Source organism: Streptomyces sp. NPDC017993 (genome assembly GCF_044328065.1).
In the GTDB taxonomy this organism is placed as follows: Bacteria; Actinomycetota; Actinomycetes; order Streptomycetales; family Streptomycetaceae; genus Streptomyces.
The window spans coordinates 21844-40982 of sequence record NZ_JBIRGO010000009.1 but is presented as its reverse complement, the minus strand read 5'-3'; the positions used below and the strand labels follow the sequence as shown (position 1 = coordinate 40982).

At 69.8% G+C, this 19139-nt stretch carries 15 protein-coding genes; 8 read left to right on the top strand and 7 right to left on the bottom strand.

What is annotated here, in order from left to right:
• From ACH4FH_RS18025 to ACH4FH_RS18010, 4 genes are all read right to left on the bottom strand, one after another.
• Entirely contained in the window at window positions 1-1389 is a 1389-nt protein-coding gene (locus ACH4FH_RS18025; protein WP_398557103.1) for a rhamnulokinase family protein, read from the bottom strand.
• 142 nt (window positions 1390-1531) lie between these two features.
• Window positions 1532-3619 carry a bifunctional aldolase/short-chain dehydrogenase gene (locus tag ACH4FH_RS18020; RefSeq protein ID WP_398556827.1) on the bottom strand — a complete coding sequence of 696 codons (2088 nt, stop codon included), beginning with the start codon at window positions 3617-3619 and terminating at the stop codon, window positions 1532-1534.
• 46 nt (window positions 3620-3665) lie between these two features.
• Complete coding sequence (gene rhaI, locus ACH4FH_RS18015; RefSeq protein ID WP_398556826.1) at window positions 3666-4862, bottom strand: L-rhamnose isomerase; 1197 nt, start codon at window positions 4860-4862, stop codon at window positions 3666-3668.
• Between the two features lie 111 nt (window positions 4863-4973).
• Window positions 4974-6263 (bottom strand): MFS transporter, encoded by a 1290-nt coding sequence (locus ACH4FH_RS18010; protein WP_398556825.1) that lies wholly within the window; start codon window positions 6261-6263, stop codon window positions 4974-4976.
• Window positions 6264-6710: 447 nt separating this feature from the next.
• Here ACH4FH_RS18010 and ACH4FH_RS18005 point away from each other — a divergent pair, with 447 nt between their 5' ends.
• From ACH4FH_RS18005 to ACH4FH_RS17975, 7 genes are all read left to right on the top strand, one after another.
• On the top strand, window positions 6711-7031 hold the full coding sequence (locus ACH4FH_RS18005) for an L-rhamnose mutarotase (RefSeq protein WP_398556824.1): 321 nt from the start codon (window positions 6711-6713) through the stop codon (window positions 7029-7031).
• A 317-nt stretch (window positions 7032-7348) separates the two neighbouring features.
• Window positions 7349-9538 carry an FUSC family protein gene (locus ACH4FH_RS18000; protein WP_398557102.1) on the top strand — a complete coding sequence of 730 codons (2190 nt, stop codon included), beginning with the start codon at window positions 7349-7351 and terminating at the stop codon, window positions 9536-9538.
• Window positions 9539-9859: 321 nt separating this feature from the next.
• Window positions 9860-10258 (top strand): hypothetical protein, encoded by a 399-nt coding sequence (locus ACH4FH_RS17995; RefSeq protein ID WP_398556823.1) that lies wholly within the window; start codon window positions 9860-9862, stop codon window positions 10256-10258.
• Window positions 10255-13206, top strand: coding sequence for an ABC transporter substrate-binding protein (locus ACH4FH_RS17990; RefSeq protein WP_398556822.1), 2952 nt, complete (start codon window positions 10255-10257; stop codon window positions 13204-13206). Before ACH4FH_RS17995 ends, ACH4FH_RS17990 begins: the two co-directional genes overlap by 4 nt.
• Before the next feature lie 236 nt (window positions 13207-13442).
• Window positions 13443-14081: a TNT domain-containing protein gene (locus ACH4FH_RS17985; protein ID WP_398557101.1), complete on the top strand. Its 639-nt coding sequence runs from the start codon at window positions 13443-13445 to the stop codon at window positions 14079-14081.
• Window positions 14082-14088: 7 nt separating this feature from the next.
• Window positions 14089-14322, top strand: coding sequence for a hypothetical protein (locus tag ACH4FH_RS17980; RefSeq protein WP_398556821.1), 234 nt, complete (start codon window positions 14089-14091; stop codon window positions 14320-14322).
• A gap of 160 nt (window positions 14323-14482) precedes the next feature.
• On the top strand, window positions 14483-15058 hold the full coding sequence (locus tag ACH4FH_RS17975) for a hypothetical protein (RefSeq protein WP_398556820.1): 576 nt from the start codon (window positions 14483-14485) through the stop codon (window positions 15056-15058).
• A 37-nt stretch (window positions 15059-15095) separates the two neighbouring features.
• Here ACH4FH_RS17975 and ACH4FH_RS17970 read toward each other — a convergent pair whose 3' ends face one another.
• Both ACH4FH_RS17970 and ilvD read right to left on the bottom strand, forming a co-directional pair.
• Window positions 15096-15500, bottom strand: a complete 405-nt coding sequence (locus ACH4FH_RS17970; protein ID WP_398556819.1) for a DUF1330 domain-containing protein — start codon at window positions 15498-15500, stop codon at window positions 15096-15098.
• A gap of 62 nt (window positions 15501-15562) precedes the next feature.
• Window positions 15563-17230, bottom strand: a complete 1668-nt coding sequence (ilvD, locus tag ACH4FH_RS17965; protein WP_398556818.1) for a dihydroxy-acid dehydratase — start codon at window positions 17228-17230, stop codon at window positions 15563-15565.
• A 303-nt stretch (window positions 17231-17533) separates the two neighbouring features.
• Here ilvD and mtnP point away from each other — a divergent pair, with 303 nt between their 5' ends.
• Window positions 17534-18445 carry an S-methyl-5'-thioadenosine phosphorylase gene (gene mtnP, locus ACH4FH_RS17960; protein ID WP_398556817.1) on the top strand — a complete coding sequence of 304 codons (912 nt, stop codon included), beginning with the start codon at window positions 17534-17536 and terminating at the stop codon, window positions 18443-18445.
• Between the two features lie 87 nt (window positions 18446-18532).
• On the opposite strand, the gene ACH4FH_RS17955 is transcribed toward mtnP, so the two are convergent.
• Window positions 18533-19117 carry an adenine phosphoribosyltransferase gene (locus ACH4FH_RS17955; protein ID WP_398556816.1) on the bottom strand — a complete coding sequence of 195 codons (585 nt, stop codon included), beginning with the start codon at window positions 19115-19117 and terminating at the stop codon, window positions 18533-18535.
• Between the last annotated feature and the right edge of the window lie 22 nt (window positions 19118-19139).

Sequence of the window (19139 nt, the reverse complement as noted above, 5' to 3'; positions counted from 1 at the left end):
TCACGCCCCGATCCTGCGCTCGGCCGCGCGCCAGGCGGTGGCGTCGCCCCGCGGTTCGTACCGTGCCAGTGGCTGCGTGCGCGCGAGGAGCGCCCGCATCGCCGCCCGGTCGTCGACCAGACCGTGGGCCCGTGCCTGGACCAGGACGTTGCCGAGCGCGGCGGCCTCGGCGGGGCCCGCGACGACCGGCAGGCCGCAGGCGTCGGCCGTCAGCTGGCACAGCAGCGCGTTGCGTGCGCCGCCGCCGACGATGTGCACGACGTCGACCGGTCGATCGGCGAGCCGGGCCGCGTCGGCGAGGGTGCGGCGGTGCGCGAGCGCCAGGGAATCCAGGATGCAGCGGACCGTCGCGGCCCGGGTCTCGGGCACCGGCTGGCCCGTCGCCCGGCAGGCGGCGGCGATCCGCTCGGGCATCCGGCCCGGCGGGAGGAATGCGGCATCGCCCGCGTCGACGACCGACCGCAGCGCCGGTGCCTGTGCCGCGTCCCGCAGCAGCGGGGCGAGGTCCGGTCCGCCCCAGGCTCGCAGGCATTCCTGGAGGAGCCACAGGCCCATGATGTTGCGCAGGTAGCGCACGGTGCCGTCGAGGCCCAGTTCATTGGTGAAGTTGGCGGTGCGGCTCTCCTCGCTCAGGACGGGCGCGTCCAGCTCAAGGCCCGCGAGCGACCAGGTGCCGGTGCAGATGTACGCGAAGCGGTCAGTGGCCGTCGCGGGCACGGCCGCCACCGCGGACGCGGTGTCGTGCGAGCCCACCGCGGTCACCGGAACCGGGCCGGTCAGCCCCGTCTCCTCCAGCACGTGCGGCAGCAGCTCCCCCGCCGGATCGCCGGCGCGGCGCAGGGGCGCGAACAGGCCGAGATCGATGCCGAGCCGCTCGGCGATGCCGTACGCCCAGTCGCCGGTGCGCGGATCGATCAGCTGCGTGGTGGAGGCGTTGGTCAGCTCGGTGCCGGGCCGGCCCGTCAGCCAGTACGTCAGCAGATCGGGGATCAGCAACAGGCGCTCGGCAACGGCCAGTTGTGGTGTTCCGCGGGCCGCCGTCAGCTGGTACAGCGTGTTGAAGGGCGCGTACTGCAGGCCGGTCGCCGCGTACAGCTCGTCGGCCGGTACCCGCGCCCACACCTTCTCCGCGGCGCCTTCCGTCCGGCTGTCGCGGTAGTGCACCGGGTTGCCGAGCAGCGCCCCGTCCGCGTCGAGCAGGCCGTAGTCGACGGCCCAGCTGTCGATGCCGACGGAGGCGACCTGCCCGGCGGCCCGCAGCCCGTCGAGAACGCCCGCGTACAGCGCGAGCACGTCCCAGTGCAGCGTGCCGCCGGTGCGCACGGCGCGGTTGGGGAAGCGGTGAACCTCCGTCAGGTCCAGGACGTCCGGTCCGGCCCGGACCGTCATCACACGCCCACTGGAGGCGCCGAGGTCGACGGCGGCGAACGGGAGGGAGTCGGTGGGTGGCACAGGGTCCTCGCGGGGATCGTTGGTGCGGGGCGGCGGCCGCGCCGGGACGCGCGGCCGCCGTGACGGGGAACTGCCGGTGTCAGCGGAGGAAGGCCGCCGCGACGCCCGCGTCCACGGGAACGTGCAGCCCGGTCGTGTGGGTCAGGTCCCCGCCGGTCAGGGCGAACACCGCGTTCGCGACGTGCTCGGGCAGGACCTCGCGCTTGAGCAGGGTCCGCTGGGCGTAGAACTCACCGAGCTTGTCCTCCTCGATGCCGTATGTCGCCGCGCGCTGCGCTCCCCAACCTCCCGCGAAGATCCCGGAGCCGCGCACCACGCCGTCCGGATTGACCCCGTTGACGCGGATCCCGTGCTCCCCCAACTCCACTGCGAGCAGTCGCACCTGATGCGCCTGATCGGCCTTCGCGGCGGAGTAGGCGATGTTGTTCGGGCCGGCGAACACCGCGTTCTTGGACGCGATGTAGACGAGGTCGCCGCCGAGCCCCTGCGCCCGCATCATCCGCGCCGCCTCGCGCGAGACGAGGAACGATCCGCGCGCCATGATGTCGTGCTGAAGGTCCCAGTCCCGCGCCGTCGTCTCCAGCAGCGGCTTCGACAGCGAGATGCCCGCGTTGTTGACCACCAGGTCGACGCCGCCGAACGCCAGCGCCGCGGCCCGGAACGCCTCGGCGATCTGCTCCTCGGACGTGACATCCACGGTCACCGCGACCGCCTTGTCCGCGCCGCCCAGCTCCGCGGCGACGGCGGCCGCACTGTCGGCGTTCAGGTCAGCGACCACCACGCACGCGCCCTCGGCGACGAGGCGGTGCGCGACGGCCCTGCCGATGCCGCTGCCCGCGCCCGTCACCAGTGCCACGCGGGTGGCGAGCGGCCTCGGCTCCGGCATCCGCCGGAGCTTGGCCTCCTCCAGCGCCCAGTACTCGATGCGGAACTTCTCGGATTCCTCGATCGGCGCGTACGTCGAGACCGCCTCGGCGCCGCGCATCACATTGACGGCGTTGACGTAGAACTCCCCCGCCACCCGCGCCGTCTGCTTGTCCTTGCCGAAGGAGAACATCCCGACGCCCGGTACGAGCACGATCGCCGGGTCCGCGCCACGCATCGGCGGCGAGTCGGGCTCGGCGTGCCGGGTGTAGTAGGCGGCGTACGCGTCGCGGTACTCGGCGTGCAGCTCCTCGATGCGCGCGACGGCCTCGTCCAGCGGCGCGGACGGCGGCAGGTCGAGGACCAGCGGCCTGACCTTCGTCCGCAGGAAGTGGTCCGGGCAGGACGTGCCGAGGGCCGCCAGCCGGGGGTGCTCGGCACGGGCGAGGAAGTCGAGGACGGCCTCGGAGTCGTCGAAGTGGCCGACCTGCGGCCGGTCCTGGGAGGCCAGTCCCCGGATCACCGGTGCGAGCGCCGCGGCACGTACCCGGCGCGCGTCGGCGTCGAGGGGCGCGTATCCGTCCAGCAGCGGACCGAACGGCTCGGCCTTCCCGCGCTCGACGAGAAACGACTCCGCGGTGCGGATGAGGTGCAGGGCGTTGCGCTCGCACTCCTCGGACGTGTCCCCCCAGGCGGTGATGCCGTGGCCGCCGAGTACGCAGCCGATGGCCTGCGGGTTGTCCCTCTTGACCGCCGCGATGTCCAGGCCGAGCTGGAAACCCGGGCGCCGCCACGGCACCCAGGCCACCCGGTCGCCGAAGCACTCGGCCGTCAGCTTCTCGCCGTCCGCCGCGCAGGCGAGGGCGATTCCCGAGTCGGGGTGCAGATGGTCGACGTGCGCCGCGTCCACCAGGCCGTGCATCGCCGTGTCGATGGACGGCGCCGCGCCCCCCTTGCCGTGCAGGCAGTAGTCGAAGGCGGCGACCATCTCGTCCTCGCGCTCCACCCCCGGATACACCTCCGTCAGCGCGCGGAGCCGGTCCAGACGCAGCACGGCGAGCCCGTCGGCAGTGAGCGTGCCGAGGTCTCCGCCCGAGCCCTTCACCCACATCAGCTCGACCTCGCCGCCGGTCACCGGGTCGGCGGCGGAGCCCTTCGCGGAGGCATTGCCGCCCGCGTAGTTGGTGTTGCGCGGATCGGCGCCGAGCCGGTGCGCACGGGCCAGCAGCGCGGCGGCCGCCTCGGGGATCCGCGCGGAACCGGCGCCCGTCGGAGGGTCTTGGGGGTGGATGGCGGAAGCCATGAGCAAGTCCTTAAGGGAAGAGATGAGGTGCGTACGGGGCGGCGGGTCAGGCGCCCCAGCCCGCCTGCTGTCCGACGGCCCGCTCGGCGGCGATGTGTGCGGCCCAGCCGGAGCGGTGGTAGGCGGCGACCGGGTCGGGGTCGAGGCCCTGCTCCTCGCGGACCTCGGCGAGCAGCGGGCGTACGTCGGTGTTGAAGGCGTCCATCAGGACGGCGTTGGCCGCGAGGACGTCACCGGTGCGCTGTGCGCCGGCCAGCGCGTCGCGGTCGACGAGCAGCGCCTTGGCCGTGGCCTCCTGGACGTTCATCACCGAGCGGATGACCGCGGGGATCTTCGCCTCGATGTTGTGGCACTGGTCGAGCATGAACGCGATGCCCGAGCCGTCGTCCAGGCCGCCCCCGCGCCGCACCTCGTACATGATCCGGAACAGCTGGAACGGGTCGGCGGCGCCCGCCATCAGGTCGTCGTCGGCGAAGAAGCGTGAGTTGAAGTCGAACGCACCGAGTTTCCGCTCGCGCAGCAGCAGCGCGACGATGAACTCGATATTGGTGCCCGGCGCATGGTGCCCGGTGTCCACACACACCTGCGCCTTCTCACCGAGCTTGAGGCAGTGCCCGTACGCCGTGCCCCAGTCCGGCACATCGGTCGCGTAGAAGGCAGGCTCGAAGAACTTGTACTCCAGGACCATCCGCTGGTCGTCGCCGAGCCGCTCGTAGACGGCCTGCAGCGCTTCCGCCAGCCGGTCCTGGCGGTCGCGGATGTCGTCCTGGCCGGGATAGTTGGTGCCGTCGGAGAACCAGAGCTTCAGATCGCGGGAGCCGGTCTCGTCCATGATGTCGACGCACTCCAGCAGGTGGCCGAGCGCCTTGCGCCGCACCGCCGGGTCCGGGTTGGTGACGCTGCCCAGCTTGTAGTCGTCGTCCTGGAAGACATTGGAGTTGATCGTGCCCAGCTTCACGCCGCGCTCTTCGGCATACCGGGCGAGGCCCGCGTATCCGTCCGGCCCCTCGACCCTGTCCCAGGGGATGTGCAGCGCCACGGTCGGCGCGGCGCCGGTGAACTCGTGCACCTTCGCGGCGTCGTCCAGCTTTTCGCGCGGCGTGCGGGGCACTCCTGGCTGGGCGAACACCTTGAAGCGGGTGCCGGAGTTCCCGTAGCCCCAGGACGGCGTCTCGATGGCCTGGCGCTTCAGAACCGCCTTGGCCTGCGCCGTCCGTGCCTCGTCTGCGGTGGGCTCCGTCATGTCTCTCCTGTGGTGGCTCAACTGGTGGCTCGGTGGCTCAAAACCCATGATGAAACGATTCAATATTGGAGCTAAAGGCCCTCGCGGGGCCTGTCAACGGCCCCGCGTCCGTCAGACCGCGGCCCGCTCCGCTTCGAGCCGGTCGAGGGACTTGCCGGTGGTGTTCGGCATGAACATCCCGATCACGCCGCACACGCACAGGCAGAGCGTGAGGAACCCGGCGACCGCCGTGATGCCGGTCTCGGCGAGGGTCGGCACGAAGAAGGACCAGATCCCGAGGAAGACCCGGGCGACCCCGAAGGAGATGCCCTGCGCCGTACCCCGCAAGGTGGTCGGGAAGAGCTCCTGGCTGACCGTCTTGTAGAAGCCCTCGCCCGCCATGGTCTGGCCGATGCCGAACAGGACGACATTGAAGATGATCGTCGAGATGGTGAACGGCAGGATGAGGAAGAGGCCGTACGCCGTTATCTGCATCACCGAACCGGTGATCCACATCGCCTTGCGGTACTTGTGCCCCTTGTCGGCCATGCGCATGTAGAGGGCGACCGTGCCGACGATGGCGAGGGCGAAACTCGCACAGGACAGGAGCACGCTGGTGGCCTGGCTGCCGGCGCCGAGAGTCTTGACCATGTACGGGGTGAAGATCCCGTTCGTGCCGGCCGCGAGGTTCCAGAACAGGTAGATGCCGCCGGTGTAGAGCAGGGCCCGCAGGTTCGGTCCGCTCAGCAGGTCGCGGACCCGCGCCCTGGCCACCTTGCCGGACTGCGCCGCGAGCTTCCAGGCCACGGATTCGGTCATCCCGCGGCGCAGCGCGTAGGTGACCAGAGCGACCACGAACAGCTGGAGGAAGACCAGCCTGATGCCCAGCAGCCCCAGATCGGACAGCGCCCATGCCAGGAGGAGGACGACCACCGGGCCGAGATTCCACGTCACCTGGGTGAGCCCCATCAGCTTGCCGCGCGCCTTCGCCGGGGAGAACTCGCCGACCAGCGCCAGCGAGGTCGGGACGTCCGCACCGACCGCGAGACCCACGATGAAGGTGCCCACGAACAGCATCAGCGGGTTGACCGCGAAGGCGATGAGCAGCACCGCGCCCGCGTAGACGAGCAGGTCGTACTGGTAGATCCGCTTGCGTCCGAGCTTGTCGCCCAGCCGGCCGCCGATGAAGGCGCCGATGGCCGCGCCGACGGCGTTCGGGCCGATGGCTGTCAGCGTGCCCACGGCATCGCTGGACAGGCCCATGCTGTCCTGGAAGAGCGACAGGCCCGAGCCGAGCGCGACGATCGAGCCGGCGTCCAGATAGGAAGCCATTCCGGCCAGGGCCGTCCACTTCCACTGCTGCTTGGTGACGGCGCCGTTCTCGGCATCGCCCGTGGCGTCCTGGGTGGTTTCCACCGACATCACGGAGCCTCCTTCGTCCTGTTGCGGGGCGGGGGGAAACGGCCGGAGCAGGCCCGGCCATCGATACGAACCATCGATACGAAGCGCGTCCACCCAGGTGGACCGAGGGCCCGACCGGGCCGCAGCCGTCGGCCGCAGGGCTCCGAGGAATCGTGGCGCGCCGATTGAAACGACTCAAACATGACCTCAGGTGCCGGTGGACGTCAAGACATGCGGCCGTAACTTTTCCGCCGCAGGCGTCACCTCGCGCGCTACCGCCTGCCACCAGGGGGGTGGCGGGCGAGCGGACACCGGCTCCGGGGATTGACGCCCCCTCCGCACCACACGTAGCTTCCGGAGACTCCGATTGAAACATTTCAATCGGACTTGCGCCTGAGCCCGTAACCCCGCCTCCCGAACCCTTCATCCCGCTTTCGGCACCCCGTGCTCGCGAAGAGGAGCCGCCCCGTGCGCCGCGTCTGTTTCCTGCTGAAGGTCCGCCCCGACCGGATCGATGAGTACCGCGAACGCCATGCGCAGGTATGGCCGGAGATGCTGGCGGCGCTCTCCGCCGCCGGCTGGCACAACTACTCCCTCTTCCTCCACGAAGGCGGCCTTCTCGTCGGCTACTTGGAGACCGAGGACTTCGCGGCGTCACAGGCCGCGATGGCGGCCACCGAGGTCAACGCCCGCTGGCAGGCCGACATGGCGGACTTCTTCGAGGAGTTGGACGGCCGGGGCCCCGACGAGGCGATGCGGCCGCTCACGGAGGTATTCCACCTGGCCTGACCGCGCACGGAGTGGTCGAGGGCTGCGGGGGCGAGGCCGTCGAGGACGCCCGGAGGAGGCCGGGCGGGCGTCGGGGCCGTCGGGCCGTAGGGGGCATCCGAGGAGAGCCCGACCCCGACCATCCGTCGACCGACTTCGATCACCCAGCGACCGTCCCCGACCAGCTGTTGTCCACAGTTGTCGCCGTGCGATGCTGAGGCGTCCGTGGACCAGGTCAGGGATGAGGAGAGTTCAGCAGCGTGAGGGCAGTGACACGGCGGTTCGGAACCGGCACGTGGGATCGCTTCGTCGCGTCCGACCCGGGGCTGCTGCGACTGATGGCCGGGCTGCGGACGGTCGCCGCGATCGCGCTCACCCTCGTCGCCCTCGCCCTGCTCGACACCGACGTCACCCACATGGTCGCCGGCGCCATGGCCGCGATGGTCTCCACCTTCGCGATCAAGGAGAAGCAGGTGAGCGGCCAGGCGATCACGCTCGCGCTCGGCCTTCCGGTCGCGCTCGCGGCGATGTCCCTGGCGGCGCTGCTGCACAGCCGGATCATCGCGGGTGACCTGTTCTTCGTCGCGCTGATCTTCGCCGCCGTCTACAGCCGCCGCTTCGGCGACCGCGGTACCGCCCTGGGACTCATCGGCTTCCAGATCTACTTCGTCTCCCTCTTCGTGGGCGTCACGGTCTCCTCACTTCCCGACCTCTGCCTGACCCTTGCCATCGCCTTCGCCTGCAGTGCGGTCGTGCGCTTCGCCGTCGTACCGGAGACGCCCCAACGCATTCTGCGAAGGCTGCGCGACGCCTTCCGCGCCCGGCTCGCGCAGCTCGTCGCCAGCCAGATCGAACTGCTCGACGCGCCTCCCGAGCAGCTGGACAAGGTCCTCGACGACCTGCGGCGGCACACCGCCCGGTTGCACGAGGCGGCGCTGATGATTCAGGGCCGCCTGGAGGAGGGCACCCGGGACGCGGCCACGGCCGCGCTGCTGCAACGACGGGTCGCGGACGCCGAGATCGCCACGGAGCGTCTGGGCGTGCTGCTGCTGAACGCCCGCAGTGCCGAGCGCGCGGACACCCTCACCCTCCATCTGCCGCACGCGCCCGTGCCGGCCACCGGAACCCTCATCACCACGCACGACGACGCGACCGTCACCCTGCGCCGGGACCTGAAGGCACTGCACCTGCTGGTGGCACGGCCGGCGTCCGACGACAGGGGCACCGCCGTCGCCCATGTACGCAACCGGCTGCTGGGCTACCGCGACGAGGACAAGCTGCCGCCCGGCTCGACCGCCATCCAGGATGTCTTCCGCGGAATCGGTGAGGCCGCCCGCTCCGTCCTGGGCCTGCGGCTCGCGCTGGACGGGCCCCAGGACGAGTCCAACGACACCCCGGCGACGACCCGTTCACGCGAGGAGTTCGACGCCGAGGACGTCGCGATCGGCGCCGAGGAAGAGGAGGACGAGGACGACGACCGCACGGGGTTGCAGCGCCCCACCACCCGCGCCGCGTTCCAGGTCTCGGTGGGCTCGGTGCTGGCCATCATCGGCGGTGAGTTCCTCTCCACCCAGCGCTGGTACTGGGCGGTGCTGACCTGCTGGGTCGTCTTCCTCAACACCGCGTCCACCGGCGAGATCCTGGTCAAGGGCTACCGGCGGCTGCTCGGCACGGTCGTCGGGGTGGTGGCCGGTGTCGGGCTGGCGGGGCTGGTCGGCAACCACACCTGGATCGCCTTCACTCTCGTCCTGCTCTTCATCTTCGCCATGTTCTTCACCGCCCCGCTGTCGTACGCGCTCATGTCCTTCTTCGTCACCGCGATGCTGGGCCTGCTCTACACGCTGCTCAACACCTACAGCTTCTCGGTGCTGGTGCTGCGCATCGAGGAGACGGCGCTGGGCGCGGTCTGCGGCATCATCGCGGCGGTGCTGGTGCTGCCGGTGCACACCGACCGCCGCACCGACGAGCTGCTGGGCACCGTGCTGGACCGGCTGGGCGACGTGGTGTCGGCCGCGGTGGAACAGCTCAGCGGCGGCCCGGCGTCCGACCTGCTGGGCAAGGCGCGGGACCTGGACACGGCACTGGACGACCTGCGCGCCTCCACCAAGCCGCTGACGCACCCGATCACGCCGCTGCGCGGTCGCCGGCGGACCGCCCGCTACCTGGTGGCCCTGCTGGAGACCTGCGCCTACCACGCGCGCTCCCTGGCGGCGACGGCCGAACTCGTACCGCACAGCAAGAACATCGCCGCCGACCCCCGCCTGGAGCGGGCCGGCCGGCGCATCGCCCACAACATCGCGGTGATCGCCGCGTACGTCGAGGACGAGAAGACCGACGGCGAGGTCACGTCCGGCGCGAGCATCGCCTCGATGCTCAAGCACGACGGGCCGGGCGCGCTGCCGTCGGGCACGGTCGCCTTCCGCGTCCTGCGCCACCTTCAGCGTCTGGACGAAGGAGTGGTCGGCCTCGCCCGGCCTCTCGACGTACCGGTCGCCGACCGCGGCGAGAAGAAGGGCGCACGGGGCTGACACCCGGAGAGCGTGCGCCGGCCCGGGGTGGCGTCCCTGTCGCGGTACTGAGCCCACGTTCACGAGCACACGGTGCCGCCAGGTCCCGCCGTGTTCCTACAGCGGGCTGCCGCGGCGGTCACGAGCGCGCGGTCCGATGTACGCGCCCCGACAGGTGTGACGTGTGGGGCGAAAGAGGCAGATGACGCCGGGCAAGTCCGGGTCGGGCACCGGCTCACCAACCTCATGACCACCACCACTTTCCGTGGTCAAGTGGTTAGGATTGGCAGTCCTGTTGGGAGGTCCGCGAGGGGCCACCCACTCGGGGGAGGGGGCGCGAAGGTGCAGGTCGACATCGTCATGGAAGGTGACAGCGACGGCCGGGCCCTGGCATCCACGACCTCCCTGACGTCCTTGTACCGCTGGCTGGTCCAGGATCCGGATGTGGCAGAGCAGGCCGACGTCTCGCTGGGATCCGAGCAGGCCGGGGCCGGCGAGATGGGCGGCACGCTAGAGGTGATCAACGCGGTGGTCGCCAACGGCATCGCCCTCGGCAGCCTGGCGATCGCCTGCGCCACATGGCGGGCAGCCCGGCCCACGGCTCCTGCCGTACGGATCGAACGGGACGGCGTCACGGTCACCGTCGAGGACGCCTCTCCGGAGACGGTACGCCGCATCGTCGACGCCCTGGGCGAGCCGCAGACACCGGCGGGTGGACCGGGAACGGATCAGCAGCAGTGACGGCCTTATCCGACCCCGCCGCCTCACGGGCCCTGCTCATCGGCGTCCACGGCTACGAGACCCTGGATGAACTGCCCGCCGTCGAGCGCAATCTGATCGGTCTGAAGCGGGCCTTCACGGATGAGGCGCTGTGGGGATTGCCGGATGCGCACTGCGTGACGCTGCCGCAGCCGGAGAGCGCGCAGGCGGTGCTCGACACTCTCCACTCCGTCGCCCTGCAGACCACCGACACCCTCGTCGTCTACTACGCAGGCCATGGGCTCACCGACCCCTTCAGCGATGAGCTGTATCTGGCCCTGCCCGGTTCTGACGGGAACCGCATGTACAGCGCGCTGCCGTACGAGTGGGTGCGCAGGGCGATGCTCGATCCGCACATCAAGGCCCGGCGCAAGGTGGTGATTCTGGATTGCTGCTTCAGCGGCCGGGCGCTACTGGGCGGCATGAGCGGCACCGATCAGGTCGCCGACCGTGCTCTCATCGAGGGGACCTGCCTGATGGCGGCCTCCGCGGAGACCCGCAAGGCGCTGTCGCCTCCGGGCGAGGAGTTCACCGCCTTCACCGGCGAACTGATCACAGTCCTGGGCGAGGGGATCGCCGACGGCCCGCCCCTGCTGGACATGCACACACTGTTCCGGCACCTGCACACCACCCTGGCGGCCAAGGGCAGGCCGCTCCCGCAGCAACGCAACCGCAATACGGGCGGGTTGATCGCGCTGGCCCGCAACCGCGGGTATGCCCCGGTCGCCCCGGAGACGGTGCCCCACAAGGCGCCGGCGCCACCGGCGCCCGAGCCTCCCACCTCGGAGGCGGAGGAGCCTGCGGAGGCGAAGGAGCCCACGGAGGCGGAGGAGCCTGCGGAGGTGGAACAACCCGCAGAGACGGATGAGCCCGCAGAGACGGACCAGCCCGTGGAGACCGCCGAGCCCTCTCAGGCAACCGATTCCCCTGAGCCCACCGGCGCCCCACAGCTCCCCGAGTCCCCAGGGCCCAGCAGCGCCCCGCACCAGGCACATCCCCCACAGCCCGCCAAGACGCCCCAGCACACCCGCCCCCGGCCCGTCGTCCACCCAGCGCCACCCCAACAGGACAGTCTCCGGAGGGCCACCACCAACCCCACCGCCGTCTCGCCCACCCAACCCACACGAACCGGCTCCCCGCGTCTCAAGATCGGCGTGGCCTCGCTGGCGGTGCTCCTCGCCGCGGGTATCCCCGCCATCATCAGCTGGCTACCGGACGGGCCCGGTGGCCCCGGCGGCGGCTCCAAGGCTTCATACAACGCCGCGACGAAAGATGTCGTAAACAAATCGGAGATCACGGGCGACACCCTCAAATTCATCGGCCAGGACGCCGACTCCTGGGATCCGCAGCGCAGTTACTACGGCTACGTCTGGAACTTCGCCCGTTACTACACCCGCCAACTGGTGACGTACACCGCCAAGCCGGCCGCCGCGGGCACCAAGCTGACGCCGGATCTGGCCACCAGCAGAGCCAAGATCTCCAACGGCAGAAAGACATACACCTACACCCTGCGCAAGGGGGTCACCTGGGAGGACGGCTCCCCCATCACGTCCCAGGACATCAAGTACGGAATCGAGCGGCTCTGGGCTCAGGAGGTCATTCCCGGTGGCCCGACCCACCTCAGGGAGGCCCTCGACCCGAACCACACCTACGAAGGTCCGTACAAGGACAAGTCCGCGGACAAGCTGGGCCTGAAGGCCATCAAGACGCCGGACCGCACGACTATCCAGTTTCACCTGCCGAAACCGAACGCCGAGTTCGAGCAGTTGCTGGCCATGCCCGCGGCCTCACCGGTGAAGCGGGTGAAGGACACGAAGACCAAGTACGGCCTCGACCCGTTTTCCAGCGGCCCGTACGCCTTCCGTTCCTACGCACCCAACAAATCCCTGCAACTCGTCCGCAACTCCCATTGGAAAAGGCCCTCCGACCCGATCCGCAAAGCCCTGCCGGACACGATCACGGTCGATTTCTACACCAATGAGACAGCCGGCGAGGCCGCGCTGACCGCCGGCAAGTACGACCTGATGCTCGGCGGGCAGGGCCTGAACCGTCAGACCCAGACCAAAGCGCTCCAGAGCGCCGACCACAAGAAGAACCTCGACAACCCTCTCACCGGCGGCGTCCGCTACGTCGCCTTTCCGCGGACGGTCGCGCCGATGGACAACGTCCATTGCCGCAGAGCCGTCTTCTACGCCGCCGATCACAACGCGCTGCAGACCACGCTCGGAGGGCCCACGGCCGGCGACGTCGCCCCCAATATGCTCCCTCCGCACCTCAAGGGCTCGGATGCCACGTACGACCCGTACGGCGTGCGCCAGAACAGCGGCCGGCCGGATGTGCGCAAGGCTCAAGACGAATTGAAGGCGTGCGGCCGACGGAACGGCTTCTCCACGAAGATCGCTGTGCGCAACACCGCGCCGGAGGAGGTGGATGCCGCCACCTCCCTTCAGGAGTCGCTGAAAAAGGCCGGCATCAGGACCGAAATCGATCAGTTCGACGGTGAGAACGCCACCACCGTCACAGGCTCGCCGAACGTCGTGAAAAAGTCGGGATATGGCATCGTCCTCGGTCGTTGGAGCGCGGACTTCCCCACCGCCCAGACATTCTGGCAACCGCTGGTCGGCAGCAAGTTCATCCTCCCGAGCGGCAACTACAACGTCACCCAGGTCAATGACCGGGCCATCGACAAAGCCCTTGACGAGGCCGTCGGCTCCGATGGGTCGGCCGGGACGACCGGCGTCGACCCGGAAAAGGCCGGTACGTTCTACGAGCAGGTCAACCACGCGGTCGCGAAGGGGGCCTACTACCTGCCCCTTCTCTACGACAGGAACGTCACCTGGCGGAGCCCGAGGTTGGCCAACGTCTATACGTCCGACGCTTACGGCGACTACGACTTCGCCTCACTGGGCGTCAAGAGCAAAGAGCACTGACCTCCCAGGACGAGAGATGCACACCGGAGCGGCTCGACCCTAGCCTCCCCTGGCCTGAATACATCGGCATATTTCATCATTTACGGCATTCTATGCGCACGCACCGTACTTGATCCCTTACCTTGCGCAAGTGACTGCCTGCCCAGGTACGTCATCGATCATTCAGAGCGCAAGGAGACTCCTGAGTGAAGCGAACTCGCACCTTCCGCACGGTACTTGCCGCCTTCGGTGTCGCCATGACCATGGCCGCAGCGCCCGCCGCGGCCGCCGCCCCGCACGACCAGGACCGCGGCCGCCTGTCCGTCGCACCCCCGCCCGCACCCTGCACCGGGGAGTACCACGGAGAGGCCCGGCTGGGGCCGAAGGCGCTGCCGAAGAAGTGGCACGCGCCGGTGGGCCCCCTCCTGAACGGATGGAAGCGGACCGGGACACTGTCGCCTTCGGCCTTTCTGCAGAAATACTGGCAGGGGCCCGCGGAGAGCGGCAGCTGGAAGTACCCGCCCAACGACGGGTTCGCCGAGGTCAACGGCGAGATCGACAAGGAGCCCACGAAGCTCCGCGCGGGGCAGCGACTCGACCGCTTCGGATCCGAATACGGCTCGTACCTGGCCCCGGCCGGTGACCGCTACGCCGAGCGGGCGCTCCCCCCGCAGAACCTCAACACGCGTGATGAGGCGGCGCCGTGCGACTACCACGTCTACAAGGTCACCAAGCCGTTCTGGGTGTGGGAGGGCGGCATCGCGCCCTGGTTCGAGCAGCCCGGCGGAGGCCGGCAGATCAAGCTCGACCCGGTGTTCCTCGACCCGAGCGAAGGACAGCGGCTGAATGTGAAGTGGCTGCTGGAGCACGACTACCTCACCTCGGTAGAGCCGTAGTCCACCGATGGACCGTCACGAGCTGCGCGCCGCACTGAAGGCGGCGGGTGTCGCCGACGGCTACTACCGCATCGAAGGCGTCCATGAACCCGGCCCCACGCCCCCCGATTTCCTGTTCCTGCGGAGAACACCGGACGGGGCGTGGGAGACCGGAGCCTACGAACGTGGCGCGTACCGGACCATCTCGCGCCACCCGAGCGAAGAGGCGGCCTGTGCGCATCTGTGGCAGCTGCTGACGTGACCGAGGCTCCTCGCAGCCTCCGCCGACCGTTGCAAAGGGCACCGGTCGAACCGCTGAGGGACCCAACGGCACCTCACTACAGTCCCTCCTGGGTACGACATTGACGTTGTGGGTGGACGTGCAGCGTTCCACCGCTGGTCGAGCGTAGGGAGGCGGGACCATGAAGCCGAAGACGTGGCTGTGGCGCTGGCAGAGCAATCCGGTCAAGCGACCCTCCGATGTCCTGGAGTCGACAGTTCTGCTCGTCGCCATGGTGCTCGTGGTCATCGGCGGACCCACTGTGGCGGTCTTAGCGGGCTTATCGGCACAGGACATCTTCCGAGAACAGCGTCAGGAGCGTTATCGCGCTACCGCTGTCCTGGTCAACGACGCACCCGACCGAACATCGCCCGCCTACAGCAGCGGCGGTGACGACAAGGTGCGCGCCTCCATCCGGTGGCGCGACGCGCAAAGCACTGTCCACACGGGGATCACCCAGGTCGAGCCGGGCCGTCAGTCGGGGTCGAGCGTCCCTGTCTGGCTGGACGGCCGCGGTCGACTCACCCATCAGCCGCTCGGCCCGACCGGCGGTGCTGTCGCAGCAACGCTGGTCGGCGGCCTGGCGGCGGTCGGTTGGTGCGCCGTGGTGTCGGCCGTCACCTATGTCATTCGTCGGTGCCTGAGGCACCGGCGCGCCCGGCAATGGGACCAGGAATGGGCGGAAGTCGGTCCCCGCTGGGGACAGAAGCGCATCTGAGGTTCGCCGCCTGCCGAACTGCTACCGGGATCGCCCGTCAGCGGCTCGCCTCTGCCGGGCCCGCGCCCCACACCAGCGACGCGGCGTCCGATGTCGGCTGCAGCACCGCCTCCGTCACCGCCGAGGTGCGCAGATGCGTACCTCGCTGGTAGCCCTCGTCGCGGACCATCTCCGAGAAGGCCCGGCGGGACGGGTAGGACACCAGCAGCACCGCGTCCCATTCCTGGCCCGGCTCCGCGACGACCGGGGAGGCGCCCAGGCCGTAGTAGAGAATCGTGCCGCCCACCCGCTCGGCGTGCGGGCGGAAGTGCCGGAGGTAGTCCGCGTAGCCCTCGTCCCCGCCCCCCGGCGCGAAGCGGAGCAGGTTCAGCATCACCACCGGGGTATCGGGGTCCTCCAGGAGGAACTGCTTCAGGCTCTTTCCCGTGGGATCCACCGCCATGGCGCACACTTCCCATCTGTCCGTCGTCGATCTTGTCGGGTTCTTTCAGGGCTTCGTCGGCGTCAGTCATGCATCGGCGACGTCACCGCCCCCACCGACGCGCAGGACACCAACGCCCGGTACTTCCCCAGCACGCCCGACTCGTAACGCGGGCGCGGTGAGGTCCAGGACGCCAGGCGGCCCGCCAGTTCGGACGGAGACAGAGCCACCGAGAGTTCACGCCGCTCCACGTCGATCGTCACGCGGTCGCCGTCCTGCAGCGCGGCCAGCGGTCCGCCGGCAGCCGCCTCCGGTGCCACATGACCGGCCATCAGCCCCCGGGACGCGCCCGAGAAGCGGCCGTCCGTCACCAGACCGACATGAGGGCCCAGGCCACGGCCCACCAGCGCCGCCGTCACGCCCAGCATCTCCCGCATGCCCGGACCGCCGCGCGGGCCCTCGTACCGAATGACCACGACATCGCCCCGGCGGATGCGGCCTGCCTGCACCGCCGCCATCGCGTCCTCCTCGCGGTCGAAGACCACCGCAGGTCCGGTAAGCCGAGGCGTCACCGCGGCAGATGCCTTCACCACCGATCCCAAAGGCGCGAGATTGCCCTTGAGGACCAGCAGTCCGCCGGTCGGGCTCAGCGCACGCTCGGCCGGTACGACGACCAGCTGGCCGGGCGTCTCCCGGGCCTGGTGCACTTCCTCGGCCACGGTCCGGCCCGTCACCGTCAGTGCGTCGCCGCTCAGCAGTCCCGCCTCGTCCAGGACGCGGCCCACCAGACGGGTGCCGCCCGCACGGTCCAAGTCCACCGCTGTGAAACGCCCACTGGGGCGCAGGTCGGCGATGACCGGGGTGCGGGAGCTGATCGCGTCGAAGTCCGTCAGGTCCAGAGGGATACCGGCCTCGTGGGCGATGGCCAGCAGGTGGAGAACCAGGTTGGTGGAGCCGCCCGTTGCCGTTCCCACGGTGATCGCGTTGCGGAAGGCGTCCGGGGAGAGGATCTTCTCGGGGGTCAGGCCCTGTTCGACCAGCCGCATGACCAGTGCGCCTGCGCTCTCGCAGACCCCTGTCCGCCGCGGGTCGGTGGCCGGGGAATCCATCGAACCGAACGGACTCAGGCCCAGGAACTCCAGCGCCATCGCCATCGTGTTGGCCGTGTAGTGGCCCGCGCAGGCACCCGCGCCGGGGCAGGCGGCACGTTCCAGTTCCCCGAGCCCCGCATCGTCCAGGGCCCCTGCCGCATTGCGGCCGACCGCCTCGAAGACGTCCTGGAGCGTGACCTCTGAGCCACGGAAGGTGCCCGGCTGCATCGTGCCGGAGTACAGGACCAGCCCCGGAAGGCCGAGGCGGACATGGGCCAGCGCAGCGGCGGGGAGGGTCTTGTCGCAGCCCGCGATGGTGACCAGGCCGTCCAACGCATGCCCGCGGCCCACGAGTTCGATGGAGTCGGCGATCACCTCACGGCTGACCAGGGATGTGCGCATCCCCTCCGTCCCCATCGTGATCACGTCGGAGATCGCGATGGTGTTGATCTCCAGCGGCGTACCACCCGCGTCGCGGATGCCCCGCATCACGGACTCGGCCAGGCGACGGTGGTTCAAGTTGCACGGCATCGTGCCGATCCAGCTGTGGGCCACGCCGATCATGGGCCGGGACAGGTCCTCGGTCGACAGCCCGGTCGCGCGCAAGGCCGCACGCGCCGGAGCACGGTCACGGCCACTCAGAAACGGATTTGCTGGCATCGCCCCTCCGGGACTTTCCGCGGGTGACTGGGAAACAGGTCTGCTCACCTATCGATTCCCTTTTGCTTCTTCCTTTCGACGGAGGATAGGAAAGCCGCGCGAAGGCAGACAGAGGGGAAAGGAGAAGGTGGCGGATGGCGGGCCGTTGGCCCCCGGGCCGTACCACCTTCGTGGCAGTGAGGTGCACCGTACGGCGTAGCGGGGTGCACCGTCTGTGAATTATGCGCGGCGTGGGGCGCCGGTAGCGTCCGAGAGGGAAATTCATGTGTCGTTACTGCGGCGAATCGGAATGGAGTGTGCGGCATGGCAGCCGAATGGCACGAGGATGCTGTCCAGGTGGGGATCATCGGCGGAAGCGGGTTGTACGACCTGGAGGCGCTGACCGATGTGCGCGAGGTCAGGGTGACGACTCCGTACGGCGACCCCAGCGATGCGCTGGTGGTCGGTTCGCTGGGCGGGATTCGGGTGGCGTTTCTGCCACGGCACGGGCGGCGGCACCAGATCGTGCCCACGAATGTGCCGGCACGCGCGAACATCTATGCGCTCAAGAGCCTGGGCGTGCGCCAGCTGATCAGCGTCAGCGCGGTGGGCAGTCTGCGTGAGGACTTCCGGCCCGGCGATCTGGTGACGCCTGATCAGATCGTGGACCGAACCCGCAACCGCAGCGGTTCAACTTTCTTCGACGAGAACCTCGTCGTGCATGTGCCCTTCGGGGAGCCGTTCTGCGGCCGGCTGCGTGAGTTGTTGGCCTCGGCGGCGCGGGACGCCACGGACACGTCGGTCCACACCTCCGGTACTTACTGCTGCATGGAGGGGCCGCAGTTCTCCACGCGGGCCGAATCCGAGCTCTACCGGTCCTGGGGGCTGGACATCATCGGGATGACGGCGGTGCCGGAGGCCAAGCTCGCCCGCGAGGCGGAGCTGTGCTACGCCGGGCTCGCGCTGGTGACGGACTACGACTGCTGGCGGGCCGATTCCGAGGACGTCAGCGCGAGCGCGGTGACCGAGGTGATGCGGCGAAACAGTGCGGCTGCCAAGGCGAGCATGGTCGCGCTGCTGGCATCGCTGGATCCCGAGCCGAAGTGCGGCTGCCAGGACGCGCTGGCGACCTCGGTGATCACTCCGCTGGATGCCGTGTCGGAGACGACTCGGGACCGTAACAGGCTGCTGGTGGGCAGGTACTTCGCGGCGCAGGAGCCGAAGCCCGCGGCGTAGGAGAACGAGTGAGGGCCCGGCTCCGCTGGCGCGGGGCCGGGCCCTTCCTGTACCCGGCCGTACGTACCGGGTCGCGGGCCGGGGCGGTCAGCCGTCGGTCGTCAGAAGGGAGAAGACCCGGGCCGGGGCCAATCGGGCCGCGCCGTCGAGACCGCCGATGCTCGCGGCGACGGCATAGCCGGCTATGTCGCCTCCGCCGCCGGTGACGAGCGCGCCGGCCGCCGCGAACGTGCCGCCGGTGGCGAGCACATCGTCGACGACCAGGACGCGGGCGCCCGGCGCGAGGGCGTCGCGCTGGATCTCCAGGGTCGCGGTTCCGTACTCCAGCTCGTACTCGGCCCGGTGTACCGGGCCGGGGAGCTTCCCTTTCTTGCGGGCGAGGATGAGCGGGCGGTCCGCAGCGGCGGCCACCGCGGTACCGAGGATGAAGCCGCGGGCCTCGATCGCCAGTACCCGGTCGAACGCGCCGGCGAAGACCTCGGTGAAGGCCGTGGCCAGTCGCCGTACGAGGGCCGGGTCCCCGAAGACCGGGGTGAGGTCCTGGAACTGGATCCCGGGCTGGGGGAAGTCGGGGAAGACACGGATCCGCTGCCGTACGGCCGCGCGGAGGGCGGCCGCACCGGACGGGGCGGTCGGCGTGATCTCGGTGGACATCGTGTGCTGGGGTGTCATCTCTCCTGCTCTCGTGGTGGGT

Excerpts from the sequence above, each read along its gene's own strand:
- ACH4FH_RS17970 (WP_398556819.1), bottom strand. The coding sequence starts at position 15,500 with ATGGCGGTGGATCCCACGGGAAAGAGCCTGAAGCAGTTCCTCCTGGAG.
- ilvD (WP_398556818.1), bottom strand. The coding sequence starts at position 17,230 with ATGCCAGCAAATCCGTTTCTGAGTGGCCGTGACCGTGCTCCGGCGCGT.
- ACH4FH_RS18020 (WP_398556827.1), bottom strand. The coding sequence starts at position 3,619 with ATGGCTTCCGCCATCCACCCCCAAGACCCTCCGACGGGCGCCGGTTCC.
- ACH4FH_RS17985 (WP_398557101.1), top strand. The coding sequence starts at position 13,443 with ATGACCATGGCCGCAGCGCCCGCCGCGGCCGCCGCCCCGCACGACCAG.
- ACH4FH_RS18000 (WP_398557102.1), top strand. The coding sequence starts at position 7,349 with ATGGCCGGGCTGCGGACGGTCGCCGCGATCGCGCTCACCCTCGTCGCC.
- ACH4FH_RS18025 (WP_398557103.1), bottom strand. The coding sequence starts at position 1,389 with ATGACGGTCCGGGCCGGACCGGACGTCCTGGACCTGACGGAGGTTCAC.
- rhaI (WP_398556826.1), bottom strand. The coding sequence starts at position 4,862 with ATGACGGAGCCCACCGCAGACGAGGCACGGACGGCGCAGGCCAAGGCG.
- ACH4FH_RS17980 (WP_398556821.1), top strand. The coding sequence starts at position 14,089 with ATGGACCGTCACGAGCTGCGCGCCGCACTGAAGGCGGCGGGTGTCGCC.
- ACH4FH_RS18010 (WP_398556825.1), bottom strand. The coding sequence starts at position 6,263 with ATGTCGGTGGAAACCACCCAGGACGCCACGGGCGATGCCGAGAACGGC.
- ACH4FH_RS17955 (WP_398556816.1), bottom strand. The coding sequence starts at position 19,117 with ATGACACCCCAGCACACGATGTCCACCGAGATCACGCCGACCGCCCCG.
- mtnP (WP_398556817.1), top strand. The coding sequence starts at position 17,534 with ATGGCAGCCGAATGGCACGAGGATGCTGTCCAGGTGGGGATCATCGGC.
- ACH4FH_RS17975 (WP_398556820.1), top strand. The coding sequence starts at position 14,483 with ATGAAGCCGAAGACGTGGCTGTGGCGCTGGCAGAGCAATCCGGTCAAG.